Below are 13,985 nucleotides of genomic sequence, written 5' to 3'. Positions count from 1 at the left end.
CTACAGCGGACGGCAGCTCGGTCATCTCCTCATCTGCCTCAATCCGTTCCCGGAGAACATCGGCAATCTTCAGGTAGGTCCCCCGTGGGTTAGCCTGCCGCGGCACCATCAAACCCCTCCTACGTCGCCATCCATCAAGCCTGCCACGTGGACCATTCTGGTGTGGTGCCCCAGATCCTTACAGACGATCCTTCCGACGACAGCTCGAACTTCAACTGACTCGACACTGGCCGCCTTGCCCAGCTGAAGCACTGGCCTGGCCTCCCAGTCATCCGCCGAAGGGGGGCGCGGGAGAAGAGGCACCTGCTCGTCCCCCAACGCATCGTCTAGCCACGACGGGCTGGATGTCCATGATGTTCCCTCCGCTGACCCCACTGGCCTGCTAACGTGCCGCCAAATCCGCTTACTTGCGGACTGACAGCTTGGAGGCATCAGGTGCTGACCGGACTGGGCGTTGTACTGGCAGGCGCATGCGGACCGGCTGCTGGTCGTGCGGCCGGCGGCGCAGCGGCGAAACTGGCGGCCGCCCCTATGGCGGGAGTGGCAACGCGTTGGAAGAACCGCAAGACGCGCCAAGCGCTGGCAGGGATCACCTATGACGCACTCTGCCCCCACCTCACTCCGGAGTCTGCAAAGCAGATCGCCGAGTTGCTAGAATCTCCCGACTTTCAGTCGATTGCTCTTTCTGTCGCTACACAAGTTTATGCTAATGCAGGAGCAAAGAACGAGAAAAAGGAACTTGACTCCACTCTAGAGCGGCTTCGTCAACTCGTGACACTTCGCGTCCTAGACGCAGACATCACAGCCGAGGTCGCCCAGGCAATTTGGAATGCTCTGCTTGAAAAAGTCATTTCTCATGTAGAGACAGTCAAGGCTTCAGATACCTTCAGCCCCGAATCGCGCGCCTCGATGCTGAAGATTGCGGCCTGTTATGCCGCAGCCGACGCGAAATCTGCAGACCAGCTGTCAACTCTTGATAGCCTCGTCAGCTACCACGACTTTGAGGTTCAGCTAGCCGATCAGATCAAGAACCTTCACTCCACTATGCGACTTCCACATGCCGGAACAACCCGAAAGGTCCCATACAGCAAACTCTTCGTTGAACCTAAGCTAAGGAGCGCCACAAAGAAGAACGAATCACATAATGCCCATGTAAGCGATCTCGACGAGGTAATCGCAAATAACCACCGAGTGGTAATTCTGGGTGATCCAGGAGGGGGAAAGTCGACACTTTCACTCAAACTTGCATACGATATCGCTCGATCCTCTTTTCCTGCATCTACAGCGCGAATCCCACTACTGTTCGTCCTCCGTGATTATGTTGAGGCTTTTAGGGCGAGCAAAGACTCAATGGTCACATTTCTAGAATCAATCTGCCGCAACCCTTACAATGTGGAACCACCCGAGGGTGCCATTGAGTATCTTCTCAGTAGTGGGCGAGCGTTGGTAATTTTCGACGGCCTCGACGAACTCACCGACACATCTCTGCGTCGGAAGGTAACGGAATTTGTCGAATCCTTCGTCTACCGCTACCCCTCCGTGCCCGTACTCGTCACCTCAAGACGCGTAGGGTACAACGAAGCACCGCTTGACGACAGCCTTTTTACAGCAGTCACGCTGGCAGAACTCAGCGACAGTCAGGTAGCTACGTACGCAGAAAAATGGTTCTCTCTTGATCAGTCGGTAGAGAGAAAACGGCGGGCTGAACTCGCTGCCGCTTTTGTGCGCGAAAGCCAGTTTGTGGCCGATCTGCGCAAGAATCCGCTCATGCTTTCTTTGATGTGCGGGATCTACGCCAGCGAGCACTACATTCCATCTAATCGTCCGGACCTCTACCAGAAATGCGCACAACTTCTCTTCGAAAGGTGGGACAAGCAAAGAGGGATTAGTATTCCATTGCCTTTTAACGCCCATGTGCGACAGGCCCTCAACGCGCTCGCACTCCGCATGTACTCTGACCCCAAGGCCCAGAATGGGCTCACGCGTGCGCGTCTCGTGGCGTTTATGACCGAGTTCCTCGTTGAAAAGCGCTTCGATGACGAGGCGGTGGCAGAGGATGCCGCAAACCAGTTTGTAGATTTTTGCACGGGGCGAGCTTGGGTGCTCACCGACATGGGATCGGACACACAGCAGAACCTTTACGCGTTCACCCATAGAACATTCCTAGAGTATTTTACCGCCACCCAGCTAGTACGTAAGCATTACACGCCAGAGAAGCTGTTCGACGTACTCCATGGGCGCATTTCTTCCCAGGAATGGGAGGTTGTTGCACAGCTTTCCCTGCAGATTTTGAGTCAGAACGTCGATGACGGCGGGGACGACTTTCTTGACCTCGTTCTATCTGCAATCCAGGACACCGACTCCCTTAGCCAGAAGATCAATCTAACTTCGTTTGCGGCACGGTCGCTGGGATTCATGGTACCGCGCCCGAAAATCATTCAGAATATCTGCGAGCAAGCCGTCTTCCTGTCCTTGGATTCCATCAGCGATTCGGCCTTCAACTTTGAACCTATCGCCTTACTGATGGAATGCAGCCCAGAGAATCTCGAGTTGGTTTCCAAGAATCTAAAGGAAGTGCTACGGCTTTCTGTGGCAAGGGATCCAGAAAATGATAAAGCACTTCTTATGGCGCTCTTCTTCCATGAGCTTGCTAGTTATAAGATCGCCTACGCCAGCCCGCTATCAGCTAGCAGCATGGAGGTATGGGCCGAAGTAAAGAGTAATCTCCGAGGAGATTTGGCACCACTAATATCCCAACACTATGAATCAGCATTTTGGGCGGCCCGACTGGGCGCCGTAAGTGGCGACGTCTCAATGGCTGCCCTATTTGAAAGGTTTGGAACATCTCAACTGTGGGCCTTCCACACCTCCTACTGGGCCGCGGCGATTCCCGCATTCCTGCTTCACGCCTCGTTCAACGAGGGTAACGGTTTTATTGATCCTACGGACTTCTTTGGACTTGCCGCGTCTGACGAATGTGTCAGGGCCCTGGCGGAGCTGCTTCCTGCAGCTCCGTGCCCCTGGGTAAGCGGTACCGAGCTGCCAGATCACATTCTGATGCCGCTACTCCGGGTCTGTGACGGCCCAGTCGCTGGAAAGTCCGGTCGACTGAAGGAGGGGTCTATTCTGATGTTCCTCCCGATCGCAGAACTAGTTATGGCCCGACCGGGCGTCGTTCGTCGTCAGCAAAGTAACCGGATCTCTGCGCCTACTCGCACCGGCGGAAGGATGAGGCGGGTCGTTCTCAAGTGGGCTAGAGCGCGAGTACACCCCGAAGAGCGTCCGAGCGCCCTCGCTACTTTGCGCGGGCTCAACTTCAGCCCAGATGTCTCCGAGTTCATCACCCGGTGGATCAAAGGTGACATCGACACAGCTCGGTCCTCAAGCCTCGGCTCCGATCCTGAGAAGGCCTCAGACGATGCGCCCATCTAGGAGTAGGACGCCAAAGCTGAACGGCACATGTTCTACCAGAGCTGGCAATCGGGATTGGCGCTTCTACCTCTCCGCACAGTCTCATCCGTAGTCTCGTTCGTAGCCGTACACGGTCGTTCACCCTCCCGGCATGGCTGCTCGTGGCCTGGCGAATGAACGACTACGAACCAGGACGTACTCGGCCATGCAGAGCTGGAAAGCGTGTTGGTGATGTAGTGCCGAGGACCAGCCGCGTCGCCTGGCGTGGGCCATATATGGGCCAGGCCATAAGCCTGGAGAGCCACATCGGAAATAAGCGCAGGTCGGTGCGGTGTCAGTTGGCTTCGCTGCCCGGTCTTGAAACCCGTCGTGCTGCGGGCGGCCGCGAGTCCAAGCGCAGGATGCTTTGCGAGATAACGGCAACTGCCCCATCTCAGTTCCCAGCGCTCACGGGCCATGTACGATCACAGCCAACCCGACTACCGGGCTATGGACGGAACTTCCTCTCCGCCGGCACGTGCCGGAGACCGGACCAGAAGCGCCGACCGCCACTGAACCCTCCCATCGAGGAGGCCGAGTGCAGGAGCAGCATGTCGAAGACCGCGTACATCTACGTCCCCGCGCCCTCGAAGAAGAACCTCGAGATCGGCCTCAACCGTGGACTCTGGGGGTGGAAGAGCCCGACCCTCGACCGGGCAACCGGCCGTCCCGACGTTCAGAGCCTTGAGGCGGGCGACTACCTCGTCCTCGCCCACATCGGCCCGCAGGCCCGCGTCCCGGCCGGCGGCTGGGCGAACGCCACTCTGAAGCGCGTCATCGTCACCCAGATCACCCAGCCGTACTTCCAGGACACCACGGAGGTCTGGCCCGACGACACCTACCCCGAGCGCATCGGCATCGACATTCTCGCGGATGAAGCCAATGTCACCGGCCTGGTCCTCGGGGATCAGGCCGCCGAAGCACTCCGGCTGTCCGCCAACAAGCAGGGCTCGGCACTCGTCTATCCCGGCACCGCCGCACTCGCTCAGTTCGTCACCGAGTTGCCGACCGCAGACGAAGGTGCGCAGCAGCCGCAGCTCCCCAACGGACCCGAGACCGTGACACATTCCGGCACCGACAGCGCGCTGGTTGAAGTCCTGGTTCGCCGTGAGCAGAGCAAGCTACGCAAGAGGATGCTGAGCGGCGCTGACACCTTCACCTGTGCCCTGTGCGGACGTGACTTCCCGGTCCGCTTCATCCGAGCCGCTCACATCAAGCGCCGCAGCCAGGCCAGTCGTGAAGAGCGCCTCCAGATGTCGAACATCATGCCTGCCTGCCTCCTGGGCTGCGACGAACTCTTCGAGCACGGCTACATCTACGTCACCGACACCGGCCACGTAGCTGTCAGCGACAAGGTTGGGGAGCATCCCGCGCTCAAGGAAGCCGCCGCCCAGCTCGCGGGCAACTCGGTCGGTGGGTACAGCGAACACCGGGCCCCGTACTTCGCCTGGCACCGAAACAACATCGTCCAGTAGAGGTTCAGGCTGCCGGTGCTCGTTGTCCTGTTCTTTGTCCAGTTCGCTCGTGCCTGCAGTGGTTCATCGTCGTACGCCGACCCTCGCTGAGCTGCCAAACGACCGCACACGGACTCTGGTGAACAGGTACTCGCACAGTTGGAAAGCGTGAGGGATGGAACAGGTAGAAGCCCAGACAGACGGGCCGGGCTCGGGGCACTGAACTCGCGAGTGGGTCTCTCAGGTGTCCGGCTGTCTGGTTGAAGCGGAGCCGGCCTGGGGAGGCTGCGTTTTCAAAGACCTGTGGGAGGGGCGGAGCGTGCGAAGTCGACCTGAGGACATCAAGCACGAGGACGAGATCGTATGGACAGAGGACGTCAGCTCATTCGACTACGTCCGCGAGACCTTAGTCGACGGTGTCGGCACTCGGCGGCGTCCCGTCTCATGGCGTGGCCAGGCAGGACGCCGAGTCGGCTACGCACTTCTCAAGTCCAACGCGCCTAGTGACCGCGATGGGCCGGGCATGTTCACGCGGCGCGTGTTCTGGGTGAAGGAGCACGATCGATCCGAACAACCTGACGGGGCTTATAGCTCCGGCGCACCATCGGAAGCGGTCGACCCTCGAACGGTGGCCCCACGGGTCTGTGGGGAGCTAACAGAGCGGGCATGGGGTGGACCTCTAGACGCCCCTCCCCCCAAGGAGCGAGCCGCCGCGAAGCAATCACAGAGTGCTCGCCCCTCACGGGTGGCGGCAGAGGCAAGTTCGCCCGAGGCGCCGGCTGCCGTAGAGCAGGGCGTCAAGGAAGCCTTTGCCGACTGGCTACGCTTCCGCGATGTGAGCGTCCCCGAGACACTCGGCGCGGCTGCTGAGGAAGCCTTCTCTCGTTGGCTCTGGGGGAACTCTGAAGAACTGACGGAGGCGATCGCTGCGGCCATCGCTAAGCGAGTCTCGCTTACGGAGACGCCATCCCCCGCAGCTGCCGAAGTGCCCCGCGAACAGAAGTAGCGCCGTCACGCTCAGCGCGGCCGCCCTCCTGCCTACTGGCGGACGCGGGCACCGGGCCGTCTCAGTTTCCGTCTCATTCAGTCCCGTTCAGGGGCGGCCGGAGGTGTCCGCGCGCAGCGTGGGCAGACGGCTGTGAACGGGTTCGTACGGACTCGGATCACGCTCTGAGCAGCATGAACAGACCTCGAAAGCGAGTGTGGCGTAACCCGTCACCGTGGGTTCAAATCCCACCGCTACCGCTTGTGGACGAAGGGCCCGACTCAGTGAGCCGGGCCCTTCGCTTTGCCGCCTGTCGGAGCCGCTCGGGCAGGACAGCCGCCACCTGGGACTGCCCTGATCACTGCGCGGTACGACGCTGCCGACGACCGGCCGAGCGCTGGCTCATCGCGATCACGAGGACGCCCGTCACCATGAGCACGCTGCCGGCCAGGGTCCCCCACTGCCGGGAGCCGAAGCCGATGGCCATCAGCCTGACAGCAGAGGGCGATGGCGGAGGAACGTGCTCACGGCGTACCTCAGGCCCCTGACCGCCCAGCAAGCCGCGGTGACCGAACTGCCCCGCTCACGGCAGCGGACCGTATCAATCCTGCTGCCGGCGGCCCCTGGGGCCTCGCAGGCCTGACCTTCCTGTTCGCTGCGGCGGCCGGGTTGTCCATGCACGTGGTCTTCGGTCTCACCGCAGTCGCGGAACGACTCCGGCAGCGCAGGCTCAAGCGTCTGGGCCTGTGGGACGGATCCTGAGCAGGGTCCGGGGCGGGACCGCTGTCCCCCGAAGCTCGGGCTCCGAGCCACTGGACTCGGGCTTCGGGGTCGGTCGGGTCACTCTTCCGGGGGTACGTGAATGGGACTCCGGCCCGAAGCTAGGGGCCCGGGATTCGGGCATCGAGATGCGAGACCCGTGACACGAGCGCCTTCTTTAACCTGGGGGTAGAAGAGGGTGGTTGGGAAAACCTTCCCTCCCTCCCCACCCCGTCACGGCCAGCCGGTATGACTAATCGTGACAGCTTGCGGCGCAGCGTGACGGCCGCTTACGGTGCGAGAACTGAACGACCCCGACGCGGTGTTGGAAGCACCAGGCCGGGGTCTCACCACAAGATCCAGCACCTAGAAGGACGATCCCGTGGCTACCCAGCACTTTAGCTCCGGCCTGCCTGTCCCCGCAGTCTCGCCCGCGTACCCGATGGCCAAGCCCGGTTACGGCAAACGCTCCGCGCCCGACCAACAGCCGCGAACGCGTGACAACTTCGCCTTGCTGCCGACCCGTGAGCGGTACGTCGCCGGATTCGTCGACCACCTCCCCGACGGTGCCGCGATGAGCGTGAAGCAACTGGCCAAGCAGCTCCCGCTCTACGGGCAGCAGGCCATCTCCACCGCCCTCAACGCCCTCTCCGTCGCCGGGCACCTGCGGCGCGTACGGTGCCCTGTCGGCGCGGGCGACGAAACCCGCTGGGTCTTCCGGACCTTCTGGTCCCGCACCGCCCGCGACAACGAGTGGTGGACCACCTACCTCGCCACCGAAACCGCCGCCCAGACCGCAGCGCCCGTTGCCACCACGGCCCCACCACCCCCGTGGGCCCCGGCCGAGGAAGCGCTGCCCACGCGGCCGGAGGCCCCGCCGTCTGCCGAGCAGCCCCCGGCCCCCGCCCCCGTACCGCCCCAACGCACCCCGCACCAGGCCCCGGCCGCCGAGTCCGCGCCGCCCGCGCAGCCGACCCGGGAAGCCGCCCCCACCCCCGCCTACCTCGCCCTCGCCCGCCTCGGCCGCGACGACCACCGCCTGGCCCTCTCCGCCCACGACTGCACCGCCCTCGAACCCCTCGCAGCGCAATGGCTCGACCGAGGCGTCACCACCGACTACCTCACCAGCACCCTCACCGCAGGACTCCCCGCACAGGTCGACTCCCCCGTGGGACTCCTCCGCCGCCGCCTCACCGACAAACTGCCCCCACACCTGCCGACCACCACAAGCACCCCACCCGACGCCCCCACCCCCACCCGCCGCCTCCTCGTCGAATGCACCGACTGCGGCCGCCCCGGACAGCCCGAAGCCCTCCCCGACGGCCTCTGCCACCCCTGCCACCAAACCCACACCGCCCACGACAACACCACACCCCCCGACCCCACCCAGATCGCCGCCGTCAAAGCCCACATGGCCAACCTCCGCAACCTCCTCAAACCCGTCTGAGGTCCCGGCCCAGATGCCCCGCCCACCACTGTCCGGTTGGCGGAATTGCCGAGCGAAACTACCCCGGCAAGACCAACACTCCTGGCCGATTCGTGACGATGACGGATGTCTCTCTTACGAGGAAGCCGTGCAGTACCGCCACCAAAGGCAGAATCACTGTCGAGGCGGGGAGCATGAGGGGTACTGCCGCGCTGTCTCACAAACGCCGGGAACACCCCCGTAGGCGCGGCGCGGGGACCGCCGGGGGCGCTCGGGTTATCTGGTCAGATAAACCAGGAACGCCCCCGCGGGTGCGGGGCCCACAGAGGGAAGCAGGGTGTCATGACCAGCGCACCGGACTACAGCCAAGGCATCGACGCCGAGCGCGCCCTGAAGTTCGCCGTGCAGCGGATCCGTGGGGATCGCGTACAGATCATCGAGGGGATCATCGAACCGGTGTCACCGACGTGGGACCACGAGCGCGCCGCGAAGCTCGTACGCCGTCAGATCGAGAAGCGGGTGGACGAACTCGGCTGCGTCGAAGGGTCCGGGAATCTGGATCTGCCCGGCTCGTCGAACTGGTACATCCCCGATATCGCTGTCGTACCGGAGGAACTGGCGAAGGGAGGCAGCGCGCTTCTCCCCGACCAGACACTGCTGATCGTGGAAGTGACGTCCGAGTCGAACGCGGAGACGGACCGGATCGTCAAGCGGCGCAGGTACGCCGAGTACGGGGCACCGCTGTATCTGCTCGTGGACCGCATCGACCACTGCGTGACGTTGTTCTCGGAGCCGGGAAAACTGGGATATACCCGCGTGGACGGACCCTACCCGTTCGGGGCCGCCGTGCGTCTTCCGGCGCCGTTCGAACTCGACATCGACACGAGCGGGCTCGCCTGACCGGCGCGTGTCTGCCGGGAAGGTCAGGTCGGGGGAAGCGGCATCGGGGGGACAAGCCGCTTCCCCCGGTGGGAACAGGGCCTGCTGGTCGTCCGTCGCGGTCAGGGGGGGAATCGCGCGGCGGCCGACCCCACAGAGAGGCCCTGTTCCGGCCTTCCGGGTCCTGCCTGGTCCCGTCGGGCTCGCTTTCCATCGTGCCGGGCGGCGAGGCTCCCGAGGCCCGGCGAAAGACCTCGATGGCTGGGTCGTAGGTCCTTAAAAGGCGCATCAGTGATCAAAAACAACCACTGGATACGGCCATTCGTGCGGATAGAATCACACGTCAGGTCGACGGGGAGGCATGGTTGTGGCCAAGGCAAAGACGATCATCATCTACATGCTGGTGGTCTTCGTGCTGTACACGATCATCACCGATCCCAGGCGGTCCGCCGAGCTGGTAGGGGTAGGGTTCGAAGGCGTCTCCACCGCAGCCCGCAGCGTGGGTGAATTCATGTCAGAACTGGTGAAGTAGGAGCCTCGCGATGATCCGCCACCTGGTCCTCTTCAAGCTGAACGACGGCGTCGAGCGGGACGACCCGCGGGTCGTCGCCGGGGACCGGGCCTTCAGGGAGCTGGCCGGACAGGTTCCGGAGCTGGAGTTCTGGGAGTGCGCCTGGAACATCACCGACCGGCCGATCGCGTACGACTACGCCATCAACTCCGCCGTCGCCGACGAGGACGCCCTCAAGCGGTACATCGAGCACCCGGCCCACCAGGCCGCCGCCGGACAGTGGCGCGAATTCGCCACTTGGGTGATCGCGGACTACCCCTTCTGATCTCACTCGCGGAGACCGGCCCGTCCCGGTTCCGTCGGCCCCTCGCCGTCCAGGCGGGGGGTTTCTCTGTTGCGTTTAAACCCTTATGCCGTCAACACGGCACTATGCGGTGCTTGCACACAGTGGACATGTCTTGTGATGCTATGACCGCTTTTGACGGATGAGTTGACCGTAGTTGACCGCAAAGGGGTGGCGTCACCGTGCCGGCCAGTACAGCGCCTCAAGTGCCTCCCCAGGCCGTCCAAGCCGTCCCGACCGTCCAGGCCGAGGACGACATCCAGACCGAGACCCCGGACTCCTCGGCGCGGCCCGCCAGGGCTCGCGGCGCCGACACCAGAGCGCTCACGCAGGTCCTCTTCGGCCAGCTCAAGAACCTGGATCCGGGCACTCCGGAACACCGCCGGGTCCGGGCCGCCCTCATCGAGGCGAACCTGCCGCTGGTGCGGTACGCCGCCGCGCGCTTCCGCAGCCGCAACGAGCCGATGGAGGACGTCGTCCAGGTCGGCACCATCGGGCTGATCAACGCCATCGACCGGTTCGACCCCGAGCGCGGCGTCCAGTTCCCCACGTTCGCGATGCCCACCGTCGTCGGCGAGATCAAACGTTACTTTCGCGACAACGTGCGCACGGTCCATGTCCCCCGCCGGCTGCACGAACTCTGGGTCCAGGTCACCGGCGCCACCGAGGACCTGACGACCGCTCACGGCCGGTCCCCGACCACCGCCGAGATCGCCGAGCGGCTGAAGATCTCCGAGGACGAGGTGCTGGCCTGCATCGAAGCGGGGCGCTCGTACCACGCCACCTCACTGGAGGCCGCCCAGGAGGGCGACGGGCTGCCGGGACTGCTGGACCGGCTCGGCTACGAAGACCCGGCGCTCGCCGGTGTCGAGCACCGCGACCTCGTCCGGCACCTCCTCGTCCAGCTTCCCGAGCGCGAACAGCGCATCCTCCTGCTGCGCTACTACAGCAACTTGACCCAGTCTCAGATCAGCGCGGAACTGGGCGTCTCCCAGATGCATGTGTCAAGGCTCCTCGCCAGAAGTTTCGCCCGACTGAGATCCGCAAACAGGATCGAGGCGTAACCGGAACGGGTAGACCGTCCACAGAGCAGTTCTGACGGCATAAAAGGGCTACACCCCCTGTTTCCAGGGCGGATTCGTCGCTGACTTGTCGACATGTCACTACAGCGTGTTGCCGACATGTGACATTCTGCTCGAAGCGCGTTTGCCGCAGCCCCGCCTCCGGTATTCAGGTGGAGGCTGCGTTCCTCCGATGGTCGCGGCCACCGCGACCGTCCGCGACCTCAAGGGGGTGGCATGTCCGAAGAACAGGGCAGCTCGAAGGTGCTCACGCTCACGAAGAGCGTGCCGGCACCCGCCGTGCTCACCAGCTCACCGGAAGCCATCGACACCCGCACGCTGTCCCGCTCCCTGTTCCTGCGGCTCGCCGCGCTCGGCCCGGCCTCGGGCCCCGAGGGAACGGACAGTCCGGAGCGGACCTATGTGCGGGACACACTGATCGAACTGAACCTCCCGCTGGTGCGGTACGCCGCGGCGCGGTTCCGCAGCCGCAACGAACCGATGGAGGACATCGTCCAGGTCGGCACGATCGGCCTGATCAAGGCGATCGACCGGTTCGACTGCGAACGCGGCGTCGAGTTCCCGACGTTCGCCATGCCCACCGTCGTCGGCGAGATCAAGCGCTTCTTCCGCGACACCTCCTGGTCCGTGCGGGTCCCCCGCCGCCTCCAGGAGCTGCGGCTCGCCCTGACCAAGACCAGCGACGAGCTCGCCCAGAAGCTCGACCGCTCGCCCACCGTCCCGGAGCTGGCCCGCGCGCTCGGAGTCTCCGAGGAGGACGTGGTCGACGGTCTCGCCGTCGGCAACGCCTACACCGCCTCCTCGCTCGACTCCCCCTCCCCCGAGGACGACGGCGGCGAGGGCTCGCTCGCCGACCGCCTCGGGTACGAGGACACGGCGCTGGAGGGCGTCGAATACCGCGAGTCGCTCAAGCCGCTGCTGGCCAAACTCGCCCCGCGCGAGCGCCAGATCATCATGCTCCGCTTCTTCGCGAACATGACCCAGTCGCAGATCGGCGAGGAGGTCGGCATCTCCCAGATGCACGTCTCCCGGCTGCTGACCCGCACACTCGCCCAGCTCAGGGAAGGGCTCATCGCCGACTGAGGAGCCGGCGAAAGAGGAGAACCGGGAGCCCGAGAACGGAAGAACCGGTTCACCGGGGTTCTTATGTGACGGTGCGTCAGATGCGCTGACGCGATGCGACGTCAGACATGCGGCTCCACCGGCCGCCGAGGCACCGCCATCGCCGCCTCGGCGGCCGCGCTCTGCCTGGCGCCGGTCTGCTGTCCGGCTGCGGCAGCGGGCCGGGCGACGGTTACACGGCCGTGGGCGCGGCCGCCGGAAGCTCGAAGGCTCCCCCGGACGGATCGCCCTCGGGCGACGTGACGCTCACGCCCCTGGACGGGAGCGAGAGCGGGAGCGGAAGTGGGGGCGCTGGGGACAGGGGGCGTGGTGGCGGTGGTACGTCGCCGAGCCCCGGTACGTCTCCGAGCCGGTTCCCCGGGTACCCCGGCGGGTCCGACAAAACCCAGGAGGGGCCCGGCGGGGCTCCGAGCGGGCGTCGGGCGGCCGGTTCGTCCGGCGGGCCGGAGAAGACCCCCTCCCAGCCCGCAGACCCCTCCGCGCCCTCGAAGTCGGGCGGCAGCGGCGGCGGAACCGGGTCCCCGCCGGGCGACAGCCCCGGCACCCCGTCGCCTCCCGGCCCCGGCAGCCCCGGCGCGCCCGGCAGCCCGAAACCTCCCGCTCCGCCGGCCACCCCGGCCGCGCTCACGCTGAGCGCCCCGCAGCGCGCGGCGGCGGACAAGCGGTTGTGCGAGAAGGTGACCGCGCCGATCGGGGCGGGCAGGGGCTGGGACGAGGTGATGGTCGTCCAGTCGACGCCGAGGCCGGCCGGGGCTCCCCCACGGCGTGCGGCGGGGGGAGTGGCCCCCACGGCGTGGGGGGGGGTGTGACCCCGCGGCGTGTGTCGTGTCAGCGCGCCGACGGTGCCGCCGCTCGGCAGCACCGTCGTACGGCCGCTCGTCAGCTCAGTGCGAGCCAGGCCACCGCGCCGAGGACGACGACGACCGCGATCACGGCCGCGATCACCCCGGCCCTCGGCCCGGACGAGGTCGCCGCGGGCTGCTGCCGGCGCTGCGGCTCGCCCTCGTCGACGAAGGCGCGGAACATCTGCGTGCTGCCCGCCGGGTCGTGGTTGCCCTCGGGGCCCGGCTGAGGGGCGTGGGGGTTGTGTGCCATGGGGCAGGACCCTAGCGAACTCGGGCCCCCGACCCAACCCCCGGGGGCACCCGGACACCCCGCCCTACCTGCGGCGGCGCACCTGAAGATCGTCCGAAAATCGCAGGGACGACGCGCAGTCCACGGACGGACGACGGGGCGGATGACAGGGCGGGAGGCCGGCGGCAGAGCGGCAGCAGACCGGAGGCGGGCCAGTGGCGGGCCGGGGGCGCACGCGCTTGACCTCGACCCTACGGAGGCTTTTGCGTTCCTTTACTTCTGCAAGGCCATTTTCGTTTGCCTGTAGCAACCAACAGCTTCTATCGTTGCCCTAAGCAACAACATAGTCGTGAGCGTGCTGGGGGTTCCCGTGGCCGCACGGAGTAGTTACGAGGAACTGGCCCGACAGCTCAGCGCCGTCGGGGCCGTCAAGAGGGGGCTCGCCCGCGCGCTGCCCCCCGAGTGCCCCGCGGGATCCGCCGCCGTACTGACCCTCCTGGACCGGCACGGCGAGATGCGGATCAGCCGGCTCGCCGAGCTGCTGTCCGTGGACATGTCGGTGACCAGTCGCCACGTGGCCCATGTGGCTGACCGCGGCTGGATCGAACGGTCCGCGGACCCGGCGGACAAGCGGTCCCGCATCCTGCGGCTGACCCCCGGCGGGCACGCACAGCTGGACGAACTGACCCGGCGGACCACCGAGGTGTTCGCCCACAACCTGCAGGACTGGTCCGACGACGACGTCGGCCGGCTCATCGCGCTGCTGTCCCGGCTGCGCGACAGCTTCGCCTGTCGCGGATCCGGTGGCTGCGTCCCCGGACGTCACACCGGCGAGTGCAGGACCGGCCTCGGCGACGAGGCTCACGCCCGTACACCTGTGTAACAGAAGCAAATACGCAC

13 protein-coding genes are annotated in these 13,985 nt (G+C 65.2%); 10 read left to right on the top strand and 3 right to left on the bottom strand.

All coding sequences use genetic code 11. The annotated features are described in order from the left end of the window. Positions 1-435: 435 nt before the first annotated feature. The 3 genes from CCZ36_RS17805 to CCZ36_RS36700 all read left to right on the top strand — a co-directional run bounded on the left by CCZ36_RS17805 (position 436) and on the right by CCZ36_RS36700 (position 5,910). Positions 436-3,432, top strand: a complete 2,997-nt coding sequence (locus tag CCZ36_RS17805) for an NACHT domain-containing protein (protein ID WP_128818093.1) — start codon at positions 436-438, stop codon at positions 3,430-3,432. A 569-nt stretch (positions 3,433-4,001) separates the two neighbouring features. Continuing rightward, on the top strand, positions 4,002-4,925 hold the full coding sequence (locus CCZ36_RS17800; protein WP_128818092.1) for a hypothetical protein: 924 nt from the start codon (positions 4,002-4,004) through the stop codon (positions 4,923-4,925). A 223-nt stretch (positions 4,926-5,148) separates the two neighbouring features. Next, positions 5,149-5,910: a DUF6009 family protein gene (locus tag CCZ36_RS36700; RefSeq protein ID WP_335755805.1), complete on the top strand. Its 762-nt coding sequence runs from the start codon at positions 5,149-5,151 to the stop codon at positions 5,908-5,910. Positions 5,911-6,247: 337 nt separating this feature from the next. Here the strand turns inward: CCZ36_RS36700 and CCZ36_RS36425 are convergent, their stop codons facing one another. Beyond that, on the bottom strand, positions 6,248-6,376 hold the full coding sequence (locus tag CCZ36_RS36425; protein WP_257791370.1) for a hypothetical protein: 129 nt from the start codon (positions 6,374-6,376) through the stop codon (positions 6,248-6,250). Positions 6,377-7,030: 654 nt separating this feature from the next. Here CCZ36_RS36425 and CCZ36_RS17785 point away from each other — a divergent pair. From CCZ36_RS17785 to CCZ36_RS17765, 6 genes are all read left to right on the top strand, one after another. Beyond that, positions 7,031-8,095 (top strand): MarR family transcriptional regulator, encoded by a 1,065-nt coding sequence (locus CCZ36_RS17785; RefSeq protein ID WP_237302685.1) that lies wholly within the window; start codon positions 7,031-7,033, stop codon positions 8,093-8,095. Between the two features lie 321 nt (positions 8,096-8,416). Next, a complete protein-coding gene (locus CCZ36_RS17780; RefSeq protein WP_069737691.1) occupies positions 8,417-8,974 on the top strand; it encodes a Uma2 family endonuclease in 558 nt (185 codons plus the stop codon). A gap of 346 nt (positions 8,975-9,320) precedes the next feature. Then, a complete protein-coding gene (locus CCZ36_RS34795) occupies positions 9,321-9,485 on the top strand; it encodes a hypothetical protein (RefSeq protein WP_164873519.1) in 165 nt (54 codons plus the stop codon). A gap of 10 nt (positions 9,486-9,495) precedes the next feature. Then, positions 9,496-9,789 carry a Dabb family protein gene (locus CCZ36_RS17775; RefSeq protein WP_006126122.1) on the top strand — a complete coding sequence of 98 codons (294 nt, stop codon included), beginning with the start codon at positions 9,496-9,498 and terminating at the stop codon, positions 9,787-9,789. A 200-nt stretch (positions 9,790-9,989) separates the two neighbouring features. Beyond that, the gene (locus tag CCZ36_RS17770; RefSeq protein ID WP_128818090.1) at positions 9,990-10,871 is read left to right on the top strand and encodes an RNA polymerase sigma factor SigF; all 882 of its coding nucleotides are present in this window, start codon (positions 9,990-9,992) and stop codon (positions 10,869-10,871) included. Between the two features lie 234 nt (positions 10,872-11,105). Continuing rightward, the gene (locus CCZ36_RS17765) at positions 11,106-11,972 is read left to right on the top strand and encodes an RNA polymerase sigma factor SigF (RefSeq protein ID WP_030579030.1); all 867 of its coding nucleotides are present in this window, start codon (positions 11,106-11,108) and stop codon (positions 11,970-11,972) included. Between the two features lie 211 nt (positions 11,973-12,183). On the opposite strand, the gene CCZ36_RS17760 is transcribed toward CCZ36_RS17765, so the two are convergent. Both CCZ36_RS17760 and CCZ36_RS17755 read right to left on the bottom strand, forming a co-directional pair. Beyond that, positions 12,184-12,801 carry a hypothetical protein gene (locus CCZ36_RS17760; protein WP_128818089.1) on the bottom strand — a complete coding sequence of 206 codons (618 nt, stop codon included), beginning with the start codon at positions 12,799-12,801 and terminating at the stop codon, positions 12,184-12,186. 89 nt (positions 12,802-12,890) lie between these two features. Next, a complete protein-coding gene (locus tag CCZ36_RS17755; protein WP_069737693.1) occupies positions 12,891-13,106 on the bottom strand; it encodes a hypothetical protein in 216 nt (71 codons plus the stop codon). 349 nt (positions 13,107-13,455) lie between these two features. Between CCZ36_RS17755 and CCZ36_RS17750 the strand changes: the two genes are divergently transcribed. Next, positions 13,456-13,968, top strand: coding sequence for a MarR family winged helix-turn-helix transcriptional regulator (locus tag CCZ36_RS17750; protein ID WP_069737694.1), 513 nt, complete (start codon positions 13,456-13,458; stop codon positions 13,966-13,968). Positions 13,969-13,985: the final 17 nt, after the last annotated feature.

It is taken from the genome of Streptomyces sp. S063, from assembly GCF_002832675.1.
Lineage (GTDB): Bacteria > Actinomycetota > Actinomycetes > Streptomycetales > Streptomycetaceae > Streptomyces > Streptomyces sindenensis.
This window is presented reverse-complemented; position numbering and strand designations above follow the sequence as displayed.

Excerpts from the sequence above, each read along its gene's own strand:
- CCZ36_RS17800 (WP_128818092.1), top strand. The coding sequence starts at position 4,002 with ATGTCGAAGACCGCGTACATCTACGTCCCCGCGCCCTCGAAGAAGAAC.
- CCZ36_RS36425 (WP_257791370.1), bottom strand. The coding sequence starts at position 6,376 with ATGGCCATCGGCTTCGGCTCCCGGCAGTGGGGGACCCTGGCCGGCAGC.
- CCZ36_RS17780 (WP_069737691.1), top strand. The coding sequence starts at position 8,417 with ATGACCAGCGCACCGGACTACAGCCAAGGCATCGACGCCGAGCGCGCC.
- CCZ36_RS17775 (WP_006126122.1), top strand. The coding sequence starts at position 9,496 with ATGATCCGCCACCTGGTCCTCTTCAAGCTGAACGACGGCGTCGAGCGG.
- CCZ36_RS17765 (WP_030579030.1), top strand. The coding sequence starts at position 11,106 with ATGTCCGAAGAACAGGGCAGCTCGAAGGTGCTCACGCTCACGAAGAGC.
- CCZ36_RS17755 (WP_069737693.1), bottom strand. The coding sequence starts at position 13,106 with ATGGCACACAACCCCCACGCCCCTCAGCCGGGCCCCGAGGGCAACCAC.